This is a genomic window from Cellvibrio polysaccharolyticus, from assembly GCF_015182315.1.
GTDB classification, from domain to species: Bacteria; Pseudomonadota; Gammaproteobacteria; order Pseudomonadales; family Cellvibrionaceae; genus Cellvibrio; species Cellvibrio polysaccharolyticus.
The window spans coordinates 1950661-1964635 of record NZ_PRDL01000001.1 but is presented as its reverse complement, the minus strand read 5'-3'; the positions used below and the strand labels follow the sequence as shown (position 1 = coordinate 1964635).

14 protein-coding genes are annotated in these 13975 nt (G+C 52.3%); 5 read left to right on the top strand and 9 right to left on the bottom strand.

Annotated elements, in window-relative coordinates; translation table 11 throughout:
- Nucleotides 1-164 precede the first annotated feature (164 nt).
- From C4F51_RS08410 to C4F51_RS08390, 5 genes are all read right to left on the bottom strand, one after another.
- Nucleotides 165-779 (bottom strand): helix-turn-helix domain-containing protein, encoded by a 615-nt coding sequence (locus C4F51_RS08410; protein ID WP_193908907.1) that lies wholly within the window; start codon nt 777-779, stop codon nt 165-167.
- A gap of 97 nt (nt 780-876) precedes the next feature.
- Nucleotides 877-1539: an SDR family oxidoreductase gene (locus C4F51_RS08405; RefSeq protein WP_193908905.1), complete on the bottom strand. Its 663-nt coding sequence runs from the start codon at nt 1537-1539 to the stop codon at nt 877-879.
- A 42-nt stretch (nt 1540-1581) separates the two neighbouring features.
- On the bottom strand, nt 1582-1938 hold the full coding sequence (locus C4F51_RS08400; RefSeq protein WP_193912472.1) for an MmcQ/YjbR family DNA-binding protein: 357 nt from the start codon (nt 1936-1938) through the stop codon (nt 1582-1584).
- Nucleotides 1939-2063: 125 nt separating this feature from the next.
- Complete coding sequence (locus tag C4F51_RS08395; RefSeq protein ID WP_193908903.1) at nt 2064-2714, bottom strand: UPF0149 family protein; 651 nt, start codon at nt 2712-2714, stop codon at nt 2064-2066.
- A gap of 279 nt (nt 2715-2993) precedes the next feature.
- Complete coding sequence (locus C4F51_RS08390; protein WP_193908901.1) at nt 2994-4688, bottom strand: NAD-dependent malic enzyme; 1695 nt, start codon at nt 4686-4688, stop codon at nt 2994-2996.
- Between the two features lie 165 nt (nt 4689-4853).
- Between C4F51_RS08390 and C4F51_RS08385 the strand changes: the two genes are divergently transcribed.
- The 3 genes from C4F51_RS08385 to C4F51_RS08375 are packed head-to-tail and all read left to right on the top strand — an operon-like array spanning nt 4854 to nt 6060.
- Nucleotides 4854-5204, top strand: a complete 351-nt coding sequence (locus tag C4F51_RS08385; protein ID WP_193908899.1) for a HopJ type III effector protein — start codon at nt 4854-4856, stop codon at nt 5202-5204.
- Between the two features lie 32 nt (nt 5205-5236).
- Nucleotides 5237-5605 carry a hypothetical protein gene (locus C4F51_RS08380; RefSeq protein ID WP_193908897.1) on the top strand — a complete coding sequence of 123 codons (369 nt, stop codon included), beginning with the start codon at nt 5237-5239 and terminating at the stop codon, nt 5603-5605.
- A 26-nt stretch (nt 5606-5631) separates the two neighbouring features.
- A complete protein-coding gene (locus C4F51_RS08375; protein ID WP_193908895.1) occupies nt 5632-6060 on the top strand; it encodes a secondary thiamine-phosphate synthase enzyme YjbQ in 429 nt (142 codons plus the stop codon).
- Between the two features lie 109 nt (nt 6061-6169).
- Here C4F51_RS08375 and adk read toward each other — a convergent pair whose 3' ends face one another.
- Nucleotides 6170-6823 (bottom strand): adenylate kinase, encoded by a 654-nt coding sequence (adk, locus tag C4F51_RS08370; RefSeq protein WP_193908893.1) that lies wholly within the window; start codon nt 6821-6823, stop codon nt 6170-6172.
- A 380-nt stretch (nt 6824-7203) separates the two neighbouring features.
- Here adk and C4F51_RS08365 point away from each other — a divergent pair, with 380 nt between their 5' ends.
- Entirely contained in the window at nt 7204-7674 is a 471-nt protein-coding gene (locus C4F51_RS08365) for an Lrp/AsnC family transcriptional regulator (RefSeq protein WP_193908891.1), read from the top strand.
- A gap of 143 nt (nt 7675-7817) precedes the next feature.
- Here the strand turns inward: C4F51_RS08365 and C4F51_RS08360 are convergent, their stop codons facing one another.
- The 3 genes from C4F51_RS08360 to C4F51_RS08350 all read right to left on the bottom strand — a co-directional run bounded on the left by C4F51_RS08360 (nt 7818) and on the right by C4F51_RS08350 (nt 11774).
- Nucleotides 7818-8348, bottom strand: a complete 531-nt coding sequence (locus tag C4F51_RS08360) for a shikimate kinase (protein WP_193908889.1) — start codon at nt 8346-8348, stop codon at nt 7818-7820.
- A complete protein-coding gene (locus tag C4F51_RS08355; protein ID WP_193908887.1) occupies nt 8345-10045 on the bottom strand; it encodes a methyl-accepting chemotaxis protein in 1701 nt (566 codons plus the stop codon). The genes C4F51_RS08360 and C4F51_RS08355 overlap by 4 nt, the downstream gene beginning before the upstream one ends.
- A gap of 262 nt (nt 10046-10307) precedes the next feature.
- Complete coding sequence (locus tag C4F51_RS08350) at nt 10308-11774, bottom strand: NAD-dependent succinate-semialdehyde dehydrogenase (RefSeq protein ID WP_193908885.1); 1467 nt, start codon at nt 11772-11774, stop codon at nt 10308-10310.
- Between the two features lie 199 nt (nt 11775-11973).
- On the opposite strand from C4F51_RS08350, the gene C4F51_RS08345 reads away from it, so the two are divergent.
- Entirely contained in the window at nt 11974-13971 is a 1998-nt protein-coding gene (locus C4F51_RS08345) for a VacB/RNase II family 3'-5' exoribonuclease (protein ID WP_193908883.1), read from the top strand.
- Nucleotides 13972-13975 lie beyond the last annotated feature (4 nt).

Genomic DNA, 13975 nt, shown 5'->3' with positions numbered 1-13975 from the left:
CTATCTCGTTGTTTTTATCAGCAATAATCGTTACGGAAGTCGCTATTGCATACCGACGGCGCCGCATTCAGGTACCGTGGGTTTACAGTGCCACGAATTGCGCCGGGGAAAAAGAGGTAGCAAGCTTGAAAATGCAGAAAGGATAATAATGTGTCAGAAAAGATTCAGCAGGTTTTGCTGCCCGAAGGCGTAGTGATAACGACTTCTGCATGAGCGGTAGAAAGATTGCGCAATCGGTAAGGTTGACCCGCCGTTAAATAGAACGCATCGCCAGCAAATAATTGCTGCACCAGCGTACCGGCAGTTAACTCCAGCGAACCAAAAACCACTGTTCCGCTCAACTCGGTGTCGGTGTGCAGCAACTGTCTGCCCGTATCCGTTTCAGGAAGAAAAGACATTTTTTGCAAGGTCAGCTGCCGATCCAACTTGTCGGTTGCAACCGTTGTTCGGGTGATACCGTTAGCCAGAATAACAGCCGTTGCGGCGAGATGGTCAGCACGATAAACCACCTGCCCGATATCGAGTGGATTGCAGGCAAAAAATTGTGCGAGTGTCATGGGAATTCCGCCAAGCACCCGAGCCAGCGAATTGACCGATGGGCTGACCAGCCCCTGCTCAATCATGGAGATGTTGCTGTTGGTGATGCCGGCGCGCTTGGCCAGCTCGCGTTGCGACAGGCCATTGCGCTCACGAATGCATTTCAAACGCAAACCGATATCGTCAGCAGTAGCAATTTCCGCTGCTTCACTTTCCGGAGGAAAAACAAGATTCTCGGTCATAGTTGTTGCGTCGCTTCAGTGACATCACTTTCCCTTGCCTTAAGCAAGCCTTATTGCTGTACCTGTAACCTGATTGCAAGACCCGTAAGAAAGTCTGCTACCAGGGTAGCTTATCACCACTTGAATGCCAGAACCCGCCGGTATTTTGCAAGGAGAGCGCTTCGATGCGTTGCGCGAGCCGCTGAGCGGACAGCTCCGGAGAAATATCCCCGGCAAAACCCACCATACGGGTTTGTACAAAACCCGGGTGAAATAAACCTACCGCGATACCTTTTCCGGCCAGATCACGCGCCAGTGACACACCGGCAGCATTGAGTGCGGCCTTGCTCATGCGATAACCGTAATAGGCACCGGAACCATTGTCAGCAATGGAACCCATGCGGCTGGTAATCATGGCAATTTTGGAACCGGGCTTCAAGGAAGAAAGCAATGCTTCAGTTACCCGCAAAGGTGCAACAGCATTAACTTTAAATTGATATTCAATATTTTCGTAGTCAATTGACCCCAGCGTATTGTCTCCAAAAACGCCGGCATTATTGATCAGGATATCCAGTTCGATGCCGGAGAGGGACTGCGTTAACGCGCTGTAACTTTGCTCGTCAATGACATCAATATTGGCAATAACCGTTGCACCACTGGCGTTCAGCTCGGCAGTTGCCTTACGGCATACCGCAAACACCTGATGGCCGCCACGCAAGTAATGCCGGGTTAACTCCAGACCGATACCACCTGCAGCACCGGTTATTAAAACAGTCCCCATCCAACACTCTCCGTTACATCAAATCGTTACTACACCAAATACTTACTTTCCGAGCAGCTTGACCCGCTCGTCGGTCGGCAAATTATTTACCACCAGATCATAGGAATTATCGATCATACGCTCAATGTCAGCGCTGTTGATGCTGCCATCCAGATAGACGGTATTCCAATGCTTCTTGTTCATGTGATGACCCGGCTGAACGGCCGGATACTTGTCGCGCAGCGCCAGCGCTTCATCGGGATCGCACTTGAGATTGACCCGGGGCAACCCCGATTCTACCGTCAGCGTAGCGAACATTTTATGACATACCTTGTAAACCGCTACTTCCGGGCCGAAAGGAAAATTTTCCCGCGCCTGTGGTTTACCCGATAAATATTTTTGTGCAGATAAAAAATCCATCATTTAGTCCTTTACCGTGACCAGTCAATTAGTTTCAGTCATCAGATTAATAAAAGCAGCGTCGAAAACGGCTTGCTCCTGACAAAGGAGCTATGGAATCAATGCGAAGACCACAGACAAACCGCTCAAACAATGCCGGTGACTGTATCAATACGGGGTTGCAGCGTGATGCGTTGTTTGACTGATTGACCAAGGCTAACCAGGGCAACAGGCAATCGTCTGAAAATGCTATCGAGTTCAGCTTCCGGAACCCCTTGAACCACAGCAAAATCAGCATCTGCAACAGTTGATACAATGTATAGCACAGCGTCCATTTCATCGGCCAGTGATTCGGTTGTTAAATTTCCATCAACCCTTATCCCCGGCGCAAATTCCAACAAACTGCTCCATTGATCATCCTGAAAACTATAGCCTTGCAAAAATCCTCTTGCCCATTGCTCAAGATCCATTCGCTCCTCACGATTCGGCGAATAATCCACATCCAGTGGCAAGTCACAACAATCCTGTTGTAATTGCTGTCGGTGAAAGTCGACCAGCGTTTGTATACCTTCGCGAATCTGCAATGCTTCTTGCTCATCCCGCCATGCCGGTGACTGATCACCGAATATCAGCGGAAACCACTTATCATCGCAACAATCCGATAAGAGCGTTAATGCTTTTATATAACCGTCGAGCTGATAAAAATTCATGGTGAATGGCGGACGCCCGGATGACTCCAGAAACGTCGTCAATATCTGCTGCCATTCACTGTTTTTAAAAAACTCCCGCCTGCTCATAAAAACACCAGCGTTAAAGTGGCCGTCATACTGCCACGTAAATCCGACATCCGGAAACCTGCTGAGGTAAAGAAATGTATAGCTTTATCTCCGTATACTGAAAAGCTGCAAAGGCTCTTTGAGACAACACCCGAGAACCAATTACTGCAACCCATTCCATTTTTTCACGCCGGGTTGTGCGCGTCTGTTGCATTTTGTAGCGAAGGCGATCACATCGCGGGTTGCGACCTCACCCTGTTTTAGGTAACTGAAAGTCGCGGCCCCGCGAAGCGTATTGTATTAAAACGATGTGCGTCGGTAGTTGCGGTATTCCGGCTGCCAGAAATTGGCTTCAATGGCGTTATCAATAACGTCCTCCGGTACCGGCATTGCCACGCCATCGGAAACCGCCTGTAAAAACACGGCTTTGGCAATAACCTTGCTTACTGCACGGATATCGCCCAACGCAGGCAGCAACGCGCCGCTGCCGGTTTGTGCCACCGGTGATGCCGCTGCCAGCGCACGACTGGCGGCCATCATCATACCATCGGTAATACGGGTAGCTTTGGCAGCAATAACCCCGAGCCCTACGCCCGGGAAAATATAACTGTTATTACATTGGGCAATAGCAATTTGTTGCCCTTCAATCTCAACCGGTAAAAACGGGCTGCCGGTAGCGACCATGGCCTTACCATCCGTCCAGCGCAAAATATCTGCCGGAAAAGCCTCAACTTTTGAGGTGGGGTTGGAAAGCGGCAATACAATCGGGCGCTCACAATGGCGCTGCATATTCTGGATAATTTTTTGCGTGAACAAACCGGCCTGTGCCGACACCCCGACCAATACGGTGGGCCGCACATTGTTCACCACATCCAGCAAATCGAAAGCGCCAGAGGTGTTATTTTCATCCCGCTGCCAACCTTGCAGCAGTTCGTCGGGAACACTTAATACCTGCTGAAAAGACAGCAGCTCCGGCGTGCTGCTGGTGACAAGCCCGGAGCGGTTTAATAGAAAAATTCGCTGCCGCGCTTCTGCATCCGTCAATCCTTCATCGCGCATTTGCGCAATCAATTGCTCGGCAATACCGCATCCGGCTGAACCGGCACCGGCAAAGACAATGCGTTGATCACGCAGCCGTTCGCCTTTGGCCATACACGCTGACAGGAGAGTTCCCAATGCCACGGCGGCAGTGCCCTGAATGTCATCGTTGAAGCAGCAAAGTTCATCGCGATAGCGCGCCAGTAGCGGGTTGGCATGGGTTTGCGAGAAGTCTTCAAATTGCAGCAGCACATGCGGCCAGCGGCGCTTCACCGCCTGAATAAAGGTGTCTACGAATTCATAATATTCTTCACCGCTGATACGCGGATGACGCCAGCCCATGTACATGGGATCATCAATCAACTCGGGGTTATTACAACCAAGATCCAGCGTAATGGGCAAAGTGTAGGCCGGGCTGATGCCGCCGCAAGCGGTGTACAAGGCGAGCTTGCCGATAGGAATACCCATGCCGCCAATGCCCTGATCGCCCAACCCGAGAATGCGTTCGCCATCGGTGACAACGATGACTTTCACATTTTGTTTGGTCGCATTTTGCAGCATATCTTCGATGCGATCACGATCCGGCCAGGAGACAAACAGACCGCGCTTGCGACGATAAATTTTCGAAAATTGCTGACACGCCTGCCCCACGGTCGGGGTGTAAATCAGCGGCATGACTTCTTGCAAATGATCAGTTACCAGGCGGAAGTAAAGGGTTTCATTGGTATCCTGAATATTGCGCAGATAAATATGTTTGTCGATATCGGTTTGAAACGCACACAACTGCTGGTACGCCCTGGCTGCCTGCTCTTCGATGGTTTCAATATTGTAAGGCAACAACCCTTCAAGGTTGAATTGCTGACGCTCGTATTCGCTGAACGCGCTGCCTTTATTCAGCAGAGGCGCCTCCAGCAATGCGGGGCCGGCAAAGGGAATATAGATAGGACGTTTTTTCACAGCAGTAACCCTTCGGAGTCGGTGAGAAACGAGGCTATACTATCACACAAGTTTGCAGGAATAATGGCTTCACAAGGGGATTTCCCGCCTGCCCGCGAAAGACAAAACCACACAAAAAATGCACCATAGCAGTTCACCTTTTACGATTAGATGAGTCAGTATTTTATGGAATTATCGATTTTTTTGACCAAACTTCGCACAGCCCCGGAAACCGTCAGCTTTAATCATACGATTGACACCATCCAGAGTAATTTCGATTACATCCCTACGGCATTTCGCAATGGCGAGATCAGCAATGCCGCCGGACAAAACGAAGGCTCATGCAAGGTTTTTTCATTTGCGAAAATACATGCGCTTTCCGAGCAGGAAACACTCTATTGTTTTGGCGATTTTTACCGCGAAGATGTATTGAAAAATCCGCAAGGCAGCGACCACGGCAACATCAGAAATTTTATACGCCATGGCTGGTCGGGCATTGAGTTTGAATCTGCAGCGCTCACCCCCAAACAAATCTGAGTTTTATTAGCTGATTTTTCGAAGAGGCTTTTATGTCTGTCGCATCCTGCCGAATGATTCTGTTAATCACCACAGTAGTGCTGTTATCAGCCTGTCAATCCGGCGACAGCCGGGCGTCGGAACCCCTGGCCCCGGTTGCGGCAGATAATCAGCCTGCCGTGCGCTGCCCGGAAGAAAGACCGGCAGCCTGCACGCCCGATTATCAACCGGTATGCGGGTTTATTGATACCGGCGTGCGCTGCGTAACAACGCCCTGCCCCAGCTGGGAAACCTACACGTTTTCCAATGGCTGCTCGGCGTGTACCGACCAACGCGTAACAGGATTCAGCGATGGCATATGTCCGCAGGATGTTGGCACCGCCCCGGCAGAAACCGAACCGGCCAGCGACACCTCCGAGTAGCAGCCCACCCTTGATGATATAAAATTATGTGGATTCAAAAGAAAATAACGCTGAAAGCAAAAACTCGCGGCTTTCATCTGATCACCGACGACGTGGTACAGGCGCTGCCCGAGCTTGCCAATATTGATATCGGTTTGTTGCATGTATTTATTCAGCACACCTCGGCGTCATTAACCATTAACGAAAATGCCGACCCCACCGTGCGTCAGGATATGGAAACCCATTTCAACAAATTTATACCCGAGGCCGCGCCTTATTATCGTCATGACTACGAAGGCGATGACGATATGCCGGCGCATATCAAAAGCAGTACGCTGGGTTGCAGTGTGGTGATACCGATTACCCGGGGTAGATTAAACCTGGGTACATGGCAGGGAATTTATCTGGGTGAACATCGCAATCATGGCGGCTCGCGCCAGCTGGTTATAACCATTCAGGGGCAGGCTTTATCCTGAAACATCAGGCTGCCAGTGCAATAACAGGAAGAGAAAAGTAATTCGGGGAATATCCGGGCATTAGCGGATAAAAAATTGCCGGCGTTTAAACCGGCAATTTTTTTAGCGTTTAACCCAATACGGTCAACAGCTGCTGGCGAATGGCATCAACACTGCCAACGCCATCAATACGGGTGTAGCGCGGTGCATTTTTATCACCGGCGGTAGCCATACTCTGGTAAAAATTAACCAGCGGTTTGGTTTGCTCGTGGTAAACACCCAAACGCTTGCGTACGGTTGCTTCGGAATCATCAGGACGTTGAACCAGCGGCTCACCGGTTACGTCATCCAGGCCTTCACGCCTGGGGGCATTATGGATAACGTGATAAATACGACCTGAGGCTTCGTGCACACGACGACCGCTCAGACGGGCAACGATCTCTTCGTCAGCCACGTCAATTTCGATCACATGGTCAATATGAACACCGGCTTCCTGCAAGGCTTCCGCTTGCGGGATAGTGCGCGGGAAACCGTCAAACAGGAATCCGTTGGCACAATCAGCAGCGGTAATGCGCTCTTTAACCAGGGCGATGATCAAATCATCGGATACCAGACCACCTGAGGCCATAATATCTTTGGCCTGCAATCCGAGCGGAGTACCGGCTTTAACAGCCGCGCGCAGCATATCACCGGTGGAAATTTGCGGAATGCCAAACTTTTCCATGATCAACTGCGCTTGTGTACCCTTTCCTGCTCCGGGTGCGCCCAACAAAATAACTCTCATTATGGTCTGTCCTCACTGTCTCTCCAGCCGCTAAACACATGCAAACCTGTCTTGGCACATACGACTGGTAAAAAAGGCGTTACGATACACGTCCCTGGCAGCAATCACAATATGCGCTCCGGGAAGCTGGCAAGGTGATACACAACTATTTGATTTTGAATAATAAATAGATTTTTCGAACGGCTCCCGTGCAAGGCCATTCTGTCATTCAGGCAAGACCGGAAGCCGGTGGTAACGCAACCAAAAAACCGCGTGAATGGCGTCTCAACAATTGCTCACTGCCCTCTCAAAGCATACAATGGCGACATACTTTTTTCTCATACCCGCCATTTAAGGGATGATACCGACTACAACTTCGGACATTAGCAGGATAATTATCAATGACGAATGCTGTTGAGCTTGATGAATACGATCGTAAAATTCTGCGCGCCCTGCAGGAAAATGGAGATTACTCCATGGCGGATCTGGGCAATTTGATTGGCTTGTCACACACCCCCTGTTGGCGACGCCTGAAGCGCCTCGAAGCGGAAGGCATTATTCGCGGCAAGGTTACCTTGCTGGATGCGGACATGCTGAACCTGGGCGTAACGGTGCATGTGTACGTGAACCTTAAAACCCATGAACAACCGGCGCTGGATGAATTTGAAGCAGCATTGAGCGATACCCCGGAAATCGTCGAGTGCTATGCCATGAGCGGCGATCGGGATTATTTATTGCGGGTGGTTGTGGAAAGCGTGGCGGCTTATGAGCAACTGCTGCGCCACTCATTAATGCGCCTGCCCCATATCGCCAATATCAGTTCGTCTTTTGCGTTGCGGCAAGTCAAATACACTACCCGCCTTCCGCTCTGATGGCTACCGGTTTATCAAGCCATCAGCGTTTAATCGAATCGTTTAGCGTTAAGCCTGCCAAACTGACAGCCGCCGGTAATCACACGCGGCAGCTGTCAGGGTTTCAAGCATAGTCGATCACTAGCGCATTTCTTTAACGGAAATTAAACCGCCACCGCTGCCAGCACGTCACGGACAACATCATCCGGCGATTTACCCTCACAGAAAATCACCGTGTCAGCCCATTTCAGATAAAGCGCCTTGCGCTCTTCATACAGATCTTCAAAGCTCTGATCGGGCCTCCGCGCAATACCGCGCTGATCGTAGTTGGTAATACGGCTGCGTAGCGCTGGCAGTGACACATCCAGATACACAACAAGCCCCCGCGCGCGCAGAGCCGTCATTGCCTGCTCGCTGTACACAGCGCTGCCGCCGGTGGCGATAACGCTGTCCGAGAGAGCCAAATTGGCCAGCACCCGCGACTCATGCTCGCGAAGGGCCAGATAGCCCTCAGTGTCGACAATCTGCTGCAAGGTCTTGCCCACATCGGTTTGAATCAACAAATCGGTATCAACAAAACCCAGCGCCAACTCTTTAGCCAACAACACGCCCAGAGTACTTTTACCCGCCCCTGGCATCCCCACTAATACGAGGTTATGCCAGGCTGCCTGTAACCGTGGCAGGTACCGACTCATATGCGGAAACTGCCCAGCAGCTGACGCAAGCCAACCGAGAGCTGGTTAAGCTGCTGACTGGCGCTTGCCGTTTTACCGGCATCGCCCGAGGTAGACGTGGCCAGCTGGTTGATGCCTACCAGATTCTTGTCAATCTCGGCGGTTACCGAACTTTGCTCTTCCGCCGCCGTTGCGATCTGGATCGACATATTGGTGATGTTTTGCACCGCGGCGGCGATACCGGCAAGGGATTCACCGGCTTCATTGGCAGCAACAACCGCATCGTCAGTCATACTGGCGCTGGCATTCATCGCTTCTACGGCTTTTTGTACACCGGCCTGCAATTGGCTCAACATGCCCTGAATATCGGTGGTGGACTGCTGGGTGCGGCTGGCGAGGGTACGCACTTCGTCCGCTACTACCGCGAATCCACGCCCTGACTCACCGGCACGCGCTGCCTCAATCGCCGCGTTTAATGCCAGCAAGTTGGTTTGCTCGGCCACACCGCGAATCACATCAATTACCGAGGTAACCTGCCTGGCTTCCTGCTCCAGGCGCACCATGATGTCCGCCGTCGTAGTAATGTGCGCTGACAAATGTTTGACGCGATCTACAGCGGTGCGAATACGGGTCTGGCCCATCTCGGTAGTGGTATTGGCTTCGCGGGCACTTTGCGCCGTATCGCCGGTGTTGCGCGCCACTTCCTGGATAGCCACCGTCAGCTCGTTCACCGCCGCAACTACCATGGTAATGGCCTGGCACTGTTCATCAGCGGCTTGTTCACTGCTACCCGACACGGTTAACAGAAATTCCGCCGCACCCGACACTTCTTCACTATTGGAGCGAATCTCGCCAATCAGCTTTTGCAGCTTTTCCATAAAGAGGTTGACGTTACCGGCCAGCTCGCCCAGTTCATCCTGACGGTCAATGTTGATGCGAATGGTCAGGTCGCCATCGCCTTCCGCGATATTGCGAATACGGCCACTGATGGTCTTCAAGGGCACCGTCACCAGCAGCGGCAACAACCAGGCGGCCAGCATAATGACCAGCGTGCCCGCTACCACACAAAGAATCAGCTGGCGGGTAATACGCTGGCTGTCATCGTTGATGGTTTGGGTAAGGCGTTCGATGTGATTCATGCGGCGGTCGCCCACCTGATCAATGAAGTTACGCAGGTTGGTAAAGGTGGCGTAACCTTCATTAAATGACTGCTCCAACAGGTCGGAACGCAGCACAATTTCGTCAGCAAACAGGGCTTCTTCATCGGTAAGGTTCGAGGTATCCACGCCCTCGCCTGCGGTGGCTGCCTGCTGAACCAGACCGGATGAGTATTTCACCCAGGCATCCAGCAGACGCAAAAACTCTTCCCGTTCAGCCGCGGTAGCGGTGTCCGACAAGGCAAACGACTGCATAACCCGATCACGGCTTTGCTCAACGTTCTCAGCGTGTTCAAGTTCCAGCGCTTTCCACTCTTCGTCAGTCCACTGGCCGGTTAACAGTGCACGCTCGGCTGACAGCGCCTGATACAGGTCGCGATCGGCCTGCAGCAACAATTCGATTTCGGGGAGATTGGTTCCTGCCACCACTTCGGCATGGCTTGCCAGCGTCTGGCTGGAACGCACCGCATACAATCCAACGTAGATAAAAAGAACTACCAACAGAACCAGTGGGAGGGTTAACTTCCAGCGAAATCCGAGATTCTGATACCAGTTTGTCATTGTTGTATTCCTGTTAAAGACATCCGCAAAGGGATAAAAGTAAGAGCTTGTTTCCTGAAGCGCTGACGGTGCCCGGGCTTATCGTTCGAGTTGTTTGGGTTGCTCGAACGAGGCGACAAAAAACTGACACCATCCCTGTTAACCGGGTGACAACGCAAGAAATACGCCATTGTTATCACCCTGTTTTGCAAAACGGCCACCCTGTGGATGGCCGTTTTCTCGTACGGATCAAGCCCTGCTCTTTAACAGTAACGCCGACAATCTAGTCCGGATGTATACCGCCAATGGCGAGATACTTGATGTTGAGATAATCATTGATGCCGTATCGGGAGCCTTCGCGCCCCATGCCGGATTGCTTGATGCCGCCGAAAGGCGCCATTTCATTGGACAGGGCACCATCGTTAACGGCCACCATGCCAGTTTCCAACCGCTCTGAAAAACGCCAGATACGGGCTTGATTCTGCGTGTAAAAGTAGGCGGCCAGGCCAAATTCAGAGGCGTTAGCCCATTCGGCCACCTCGGCTTCATTGGTAAAACGAATCAGGGCGGCCACCGGGCCAAAAATTTCTTCAGCCGCCAGGCGAGCGTCTGGTGGTACATCAACCAGTAGCGTTGGCAAATAAAACAGCGACCCGGATGACAGACGCTGTCCACCAGTGACGATTTTTGCGCCTCGCGCAACCGCATCCGCTACCAGGTCTTCAACTTTCTTCACCGCGGCTTCGTTAATCAGCGGGCCCAGGGTAACGTCCTGTTGCAAGCCATCACCTACTCGAAGCGCCTCTGTAGCAACCTGCAATTTTTTGGCGAAGGCATCATACACACTCGCGTGAACATAAAAACGGTTGGCGCATACACAGGTCTGGCCGGCATTACGAAACTTCGAAACGACCGCGCCGTCCACCGCCGCATCAAGATCAGCATCGTCAAATACAATGAAAGGCGCATTACCGCCCAGCTCCATGGTGACTTTTTTAACGCTATCGGCAGTTTGCGCGATGAGCTTTTTGCCCACGGCGGTAGAACCGGTAAAGGTGACCTTGCGCACCAGCGGGTGCGTGGTCAATACCTCGCCAATGGCAGCGGCATCCGTCCCGGTAACGATATTAATCACCCCGGCAGGAATGCCCGCCTCTTCAGCCAGCGCCGCCAGGGCCAGAGCGGAAAGCGGCGTTTGGGCCGCCGGTTTGGCAACCAGCGTACAACCGGCGGCCAGCGCGGGCGCAATCTTACGCGCCAGCATGGCATTTGGGAAATTCCATGGGGTTATAGCGGTTACCACCCCAACCCCCTGTTTCAGCGTAACGATACGTTTATCCGCCGCCGGTGGTGCTATTACATCCCCGTAAATACGCTTGGCCTCCTCGGCAAACCATTCGATGTAGCTGGCCCCGTAAGCAATTTCACCGGCCGCTTCTTTCAAGGGTTTACCTTGCTCCAGGGTCAGAATCCGCGCCAGATCCTCCTGATGCTGCATAACCAGATCAAACCAGCCTCGCAGCAATTGGCTGCGTTTTTTCGCGGTGAGCGCTTGCCAGCCGGGCAAGGCCGCAGCGGCAGCTTCTACCGCGGCTACAGCATCATCGGCTGAGGCGTCGGCCACCTCGGCAAGAGTGTCGCCGGTAGAGGGATTATCGACCGCAAATCGGGCACCGCTGGCGGCGGCGCGCCATTGGCCATTGATGTAAAGTTGATCTCGCCATAACAACGGGTTAACGGTTACTGACATAGGAATTTCCTCTCAATTTCAGTGAGCTGTATGCAACGCCTGATAACAGCATAAGCCATGCTCCACGGGCGTGTTCAGGCCACTGTTTAAAAAATTGCGGCAGTGCGCAGCCCGACACCGGAAAACACAGTCGGGACGGCGGTTTGCTTTTCCTGTTATGATCGCGCCCTGACCATTCATCGACTTAAAGTTTCTTTTCATGCTGAATAACGACGCGCTGCAACAACTCTCACAACTGAAAACCAATCTGCAATCGAGTAAAGATATCGCTCAGGGTGTAGTTCGCACTACTACCAAACGCTTTGGTTTTATCAAACTGGACGACGGCCGCGAGGCTTTTGTCGACCCCGAGCAGATGCTGCGCGTACTACCCGATGACCGGGTGGAAATAGAAGTTATCACCAACAAAAAAGGCCAACTTGAGGCCCGTCTTGAAAAGCTGTTGCACAGCCCGATGAAACGTTTTACCGGCCGCCATGTACTGAAAGGTAATGCGCATTTCGCCGAGCCGGATTTGCCCATGTTCACCCGCTGGTTATTTATTCCTCCGCAAGAGCGTCAACTCTCCAAAGAGGGTGACTACCTGCTCTGCGAAATTGGCCGTCACCCGTTTCACAACCAGGGCAAGGCGCAAATTAAAGTTATCAGCAACCTCGGAAAGCCTGAAGATGCCGGCATCGAGAGCCGTTACATTGCCGCCCGCCATCAATTACCGGCGGAATGGAGCGATGCTGCTCTGCAGCAGGCGCGCGACATTCAGGGTAATGCCGCGCAACAGCTGGCCGACCTTGCTGACCTGACCCATTTGCCATTCGTTACTATTGATGCAGAAAATACCCGTGATATGGATGACGCCATTCATATCGAAGCGCTGCAATCCGGCTGGCGCCTGACCGTAGCGATTGCCGACCCCACCCGTTATATCGCTGCCGGCAGCCCGCTGGAACTTGCCGCACGGGAAAGAGCCAACACCGTTTATCTGCTCGGCTATTCCATTTCCATGCTGCCAGTTGAACTGGCGCACGACACGTTTTCGCTGGTACCTGAGCAAAATCGCCCGGCTCTGATCTGTCAGATGGACATTGATGCCAACGGCGAACTGAACGATTTTTCTTTCCAGGAAGCGCTGATTCGTTCGCACTTCAAGCTCAGCTACCAGAACGTTCACGAATTTCTTGAAGGCAACAGCGAAGCCATCGACGCACCGGCAGAGACACATCAAATGCTGCGCGAGCTGCATCGCTTTGCCCAGGTGCGCGGCGACTACCGCACAACCCACGCGCTGGTAATGGAAGAAAAGCCCGATTACTTTTATCAGCTTAATGATCAGAAAAAAATCGAACGCGTTGAAAAACGCCAGCGCAACCTTGCTCACAAGCTGGTTGAAGAAGCCATGCTGGCAACCAATATTTCTGCGGGGCTGCTGTTTAAACGCAATCCCGGTTACGGCATTTTTTCCAGCCATATCGGTTTCCGCCCGGAGCGGGTTGATGATGTTGTCAGCCTTGTAAAAGAAGACAAACCTGACTTTTATATCGGCGATTTAACGCAACTGGCAAACTTCCAACGCCTGTTGCGCACCTTGCGCTTGAATCTTGATCAGCAGGATCTCAATGCTCCGCTGCAAGCGGTACTACAACGGATGCTGCAAGCGGGCGCGCTGTCTTTTGAGTGTCCGCACCATTTCGGTCTGGGCTTTGAAGCCTATGCCACCATGACCTCGCCGATTCGTCGCTACAACGATTTTTTCAATCACATTGCCATCAAACGCATTTTGCAGGGCCTTCCACCACTCGCAAAAGAAGACACCCTGATAGAAAAACTGCAAGAACAAATCGCGCTGGGCCGTCAGGCGTGCCGCCAACTGGAATTGTGGCTTTGCTGCCAATACGTTGCCCAACATGCGGGCAGCGTGCACACCGGCATCATCACCCAGATTAATGCCCATGGTTTCTCTGCGCGGCTGGATGATATCGGTGTGGAAGGTTATGTGCAGCTGGCCGATAAAGATGCCGGCATCAAGCCCACGTTTGACCCGCGCCGCTTCAGCCTCACGCTGGATGGCAAACAATATCGACTGGATGAAAAAGTCTATGTGATGGTCAACAGCGTTGATGCAGACAAGCGTCGCATTGTGCTGGAGCAGGTTGACCAGGAAACCGTTGAGCGCCTTAGCGTGTGGAATCAACTGGCCTGATTGA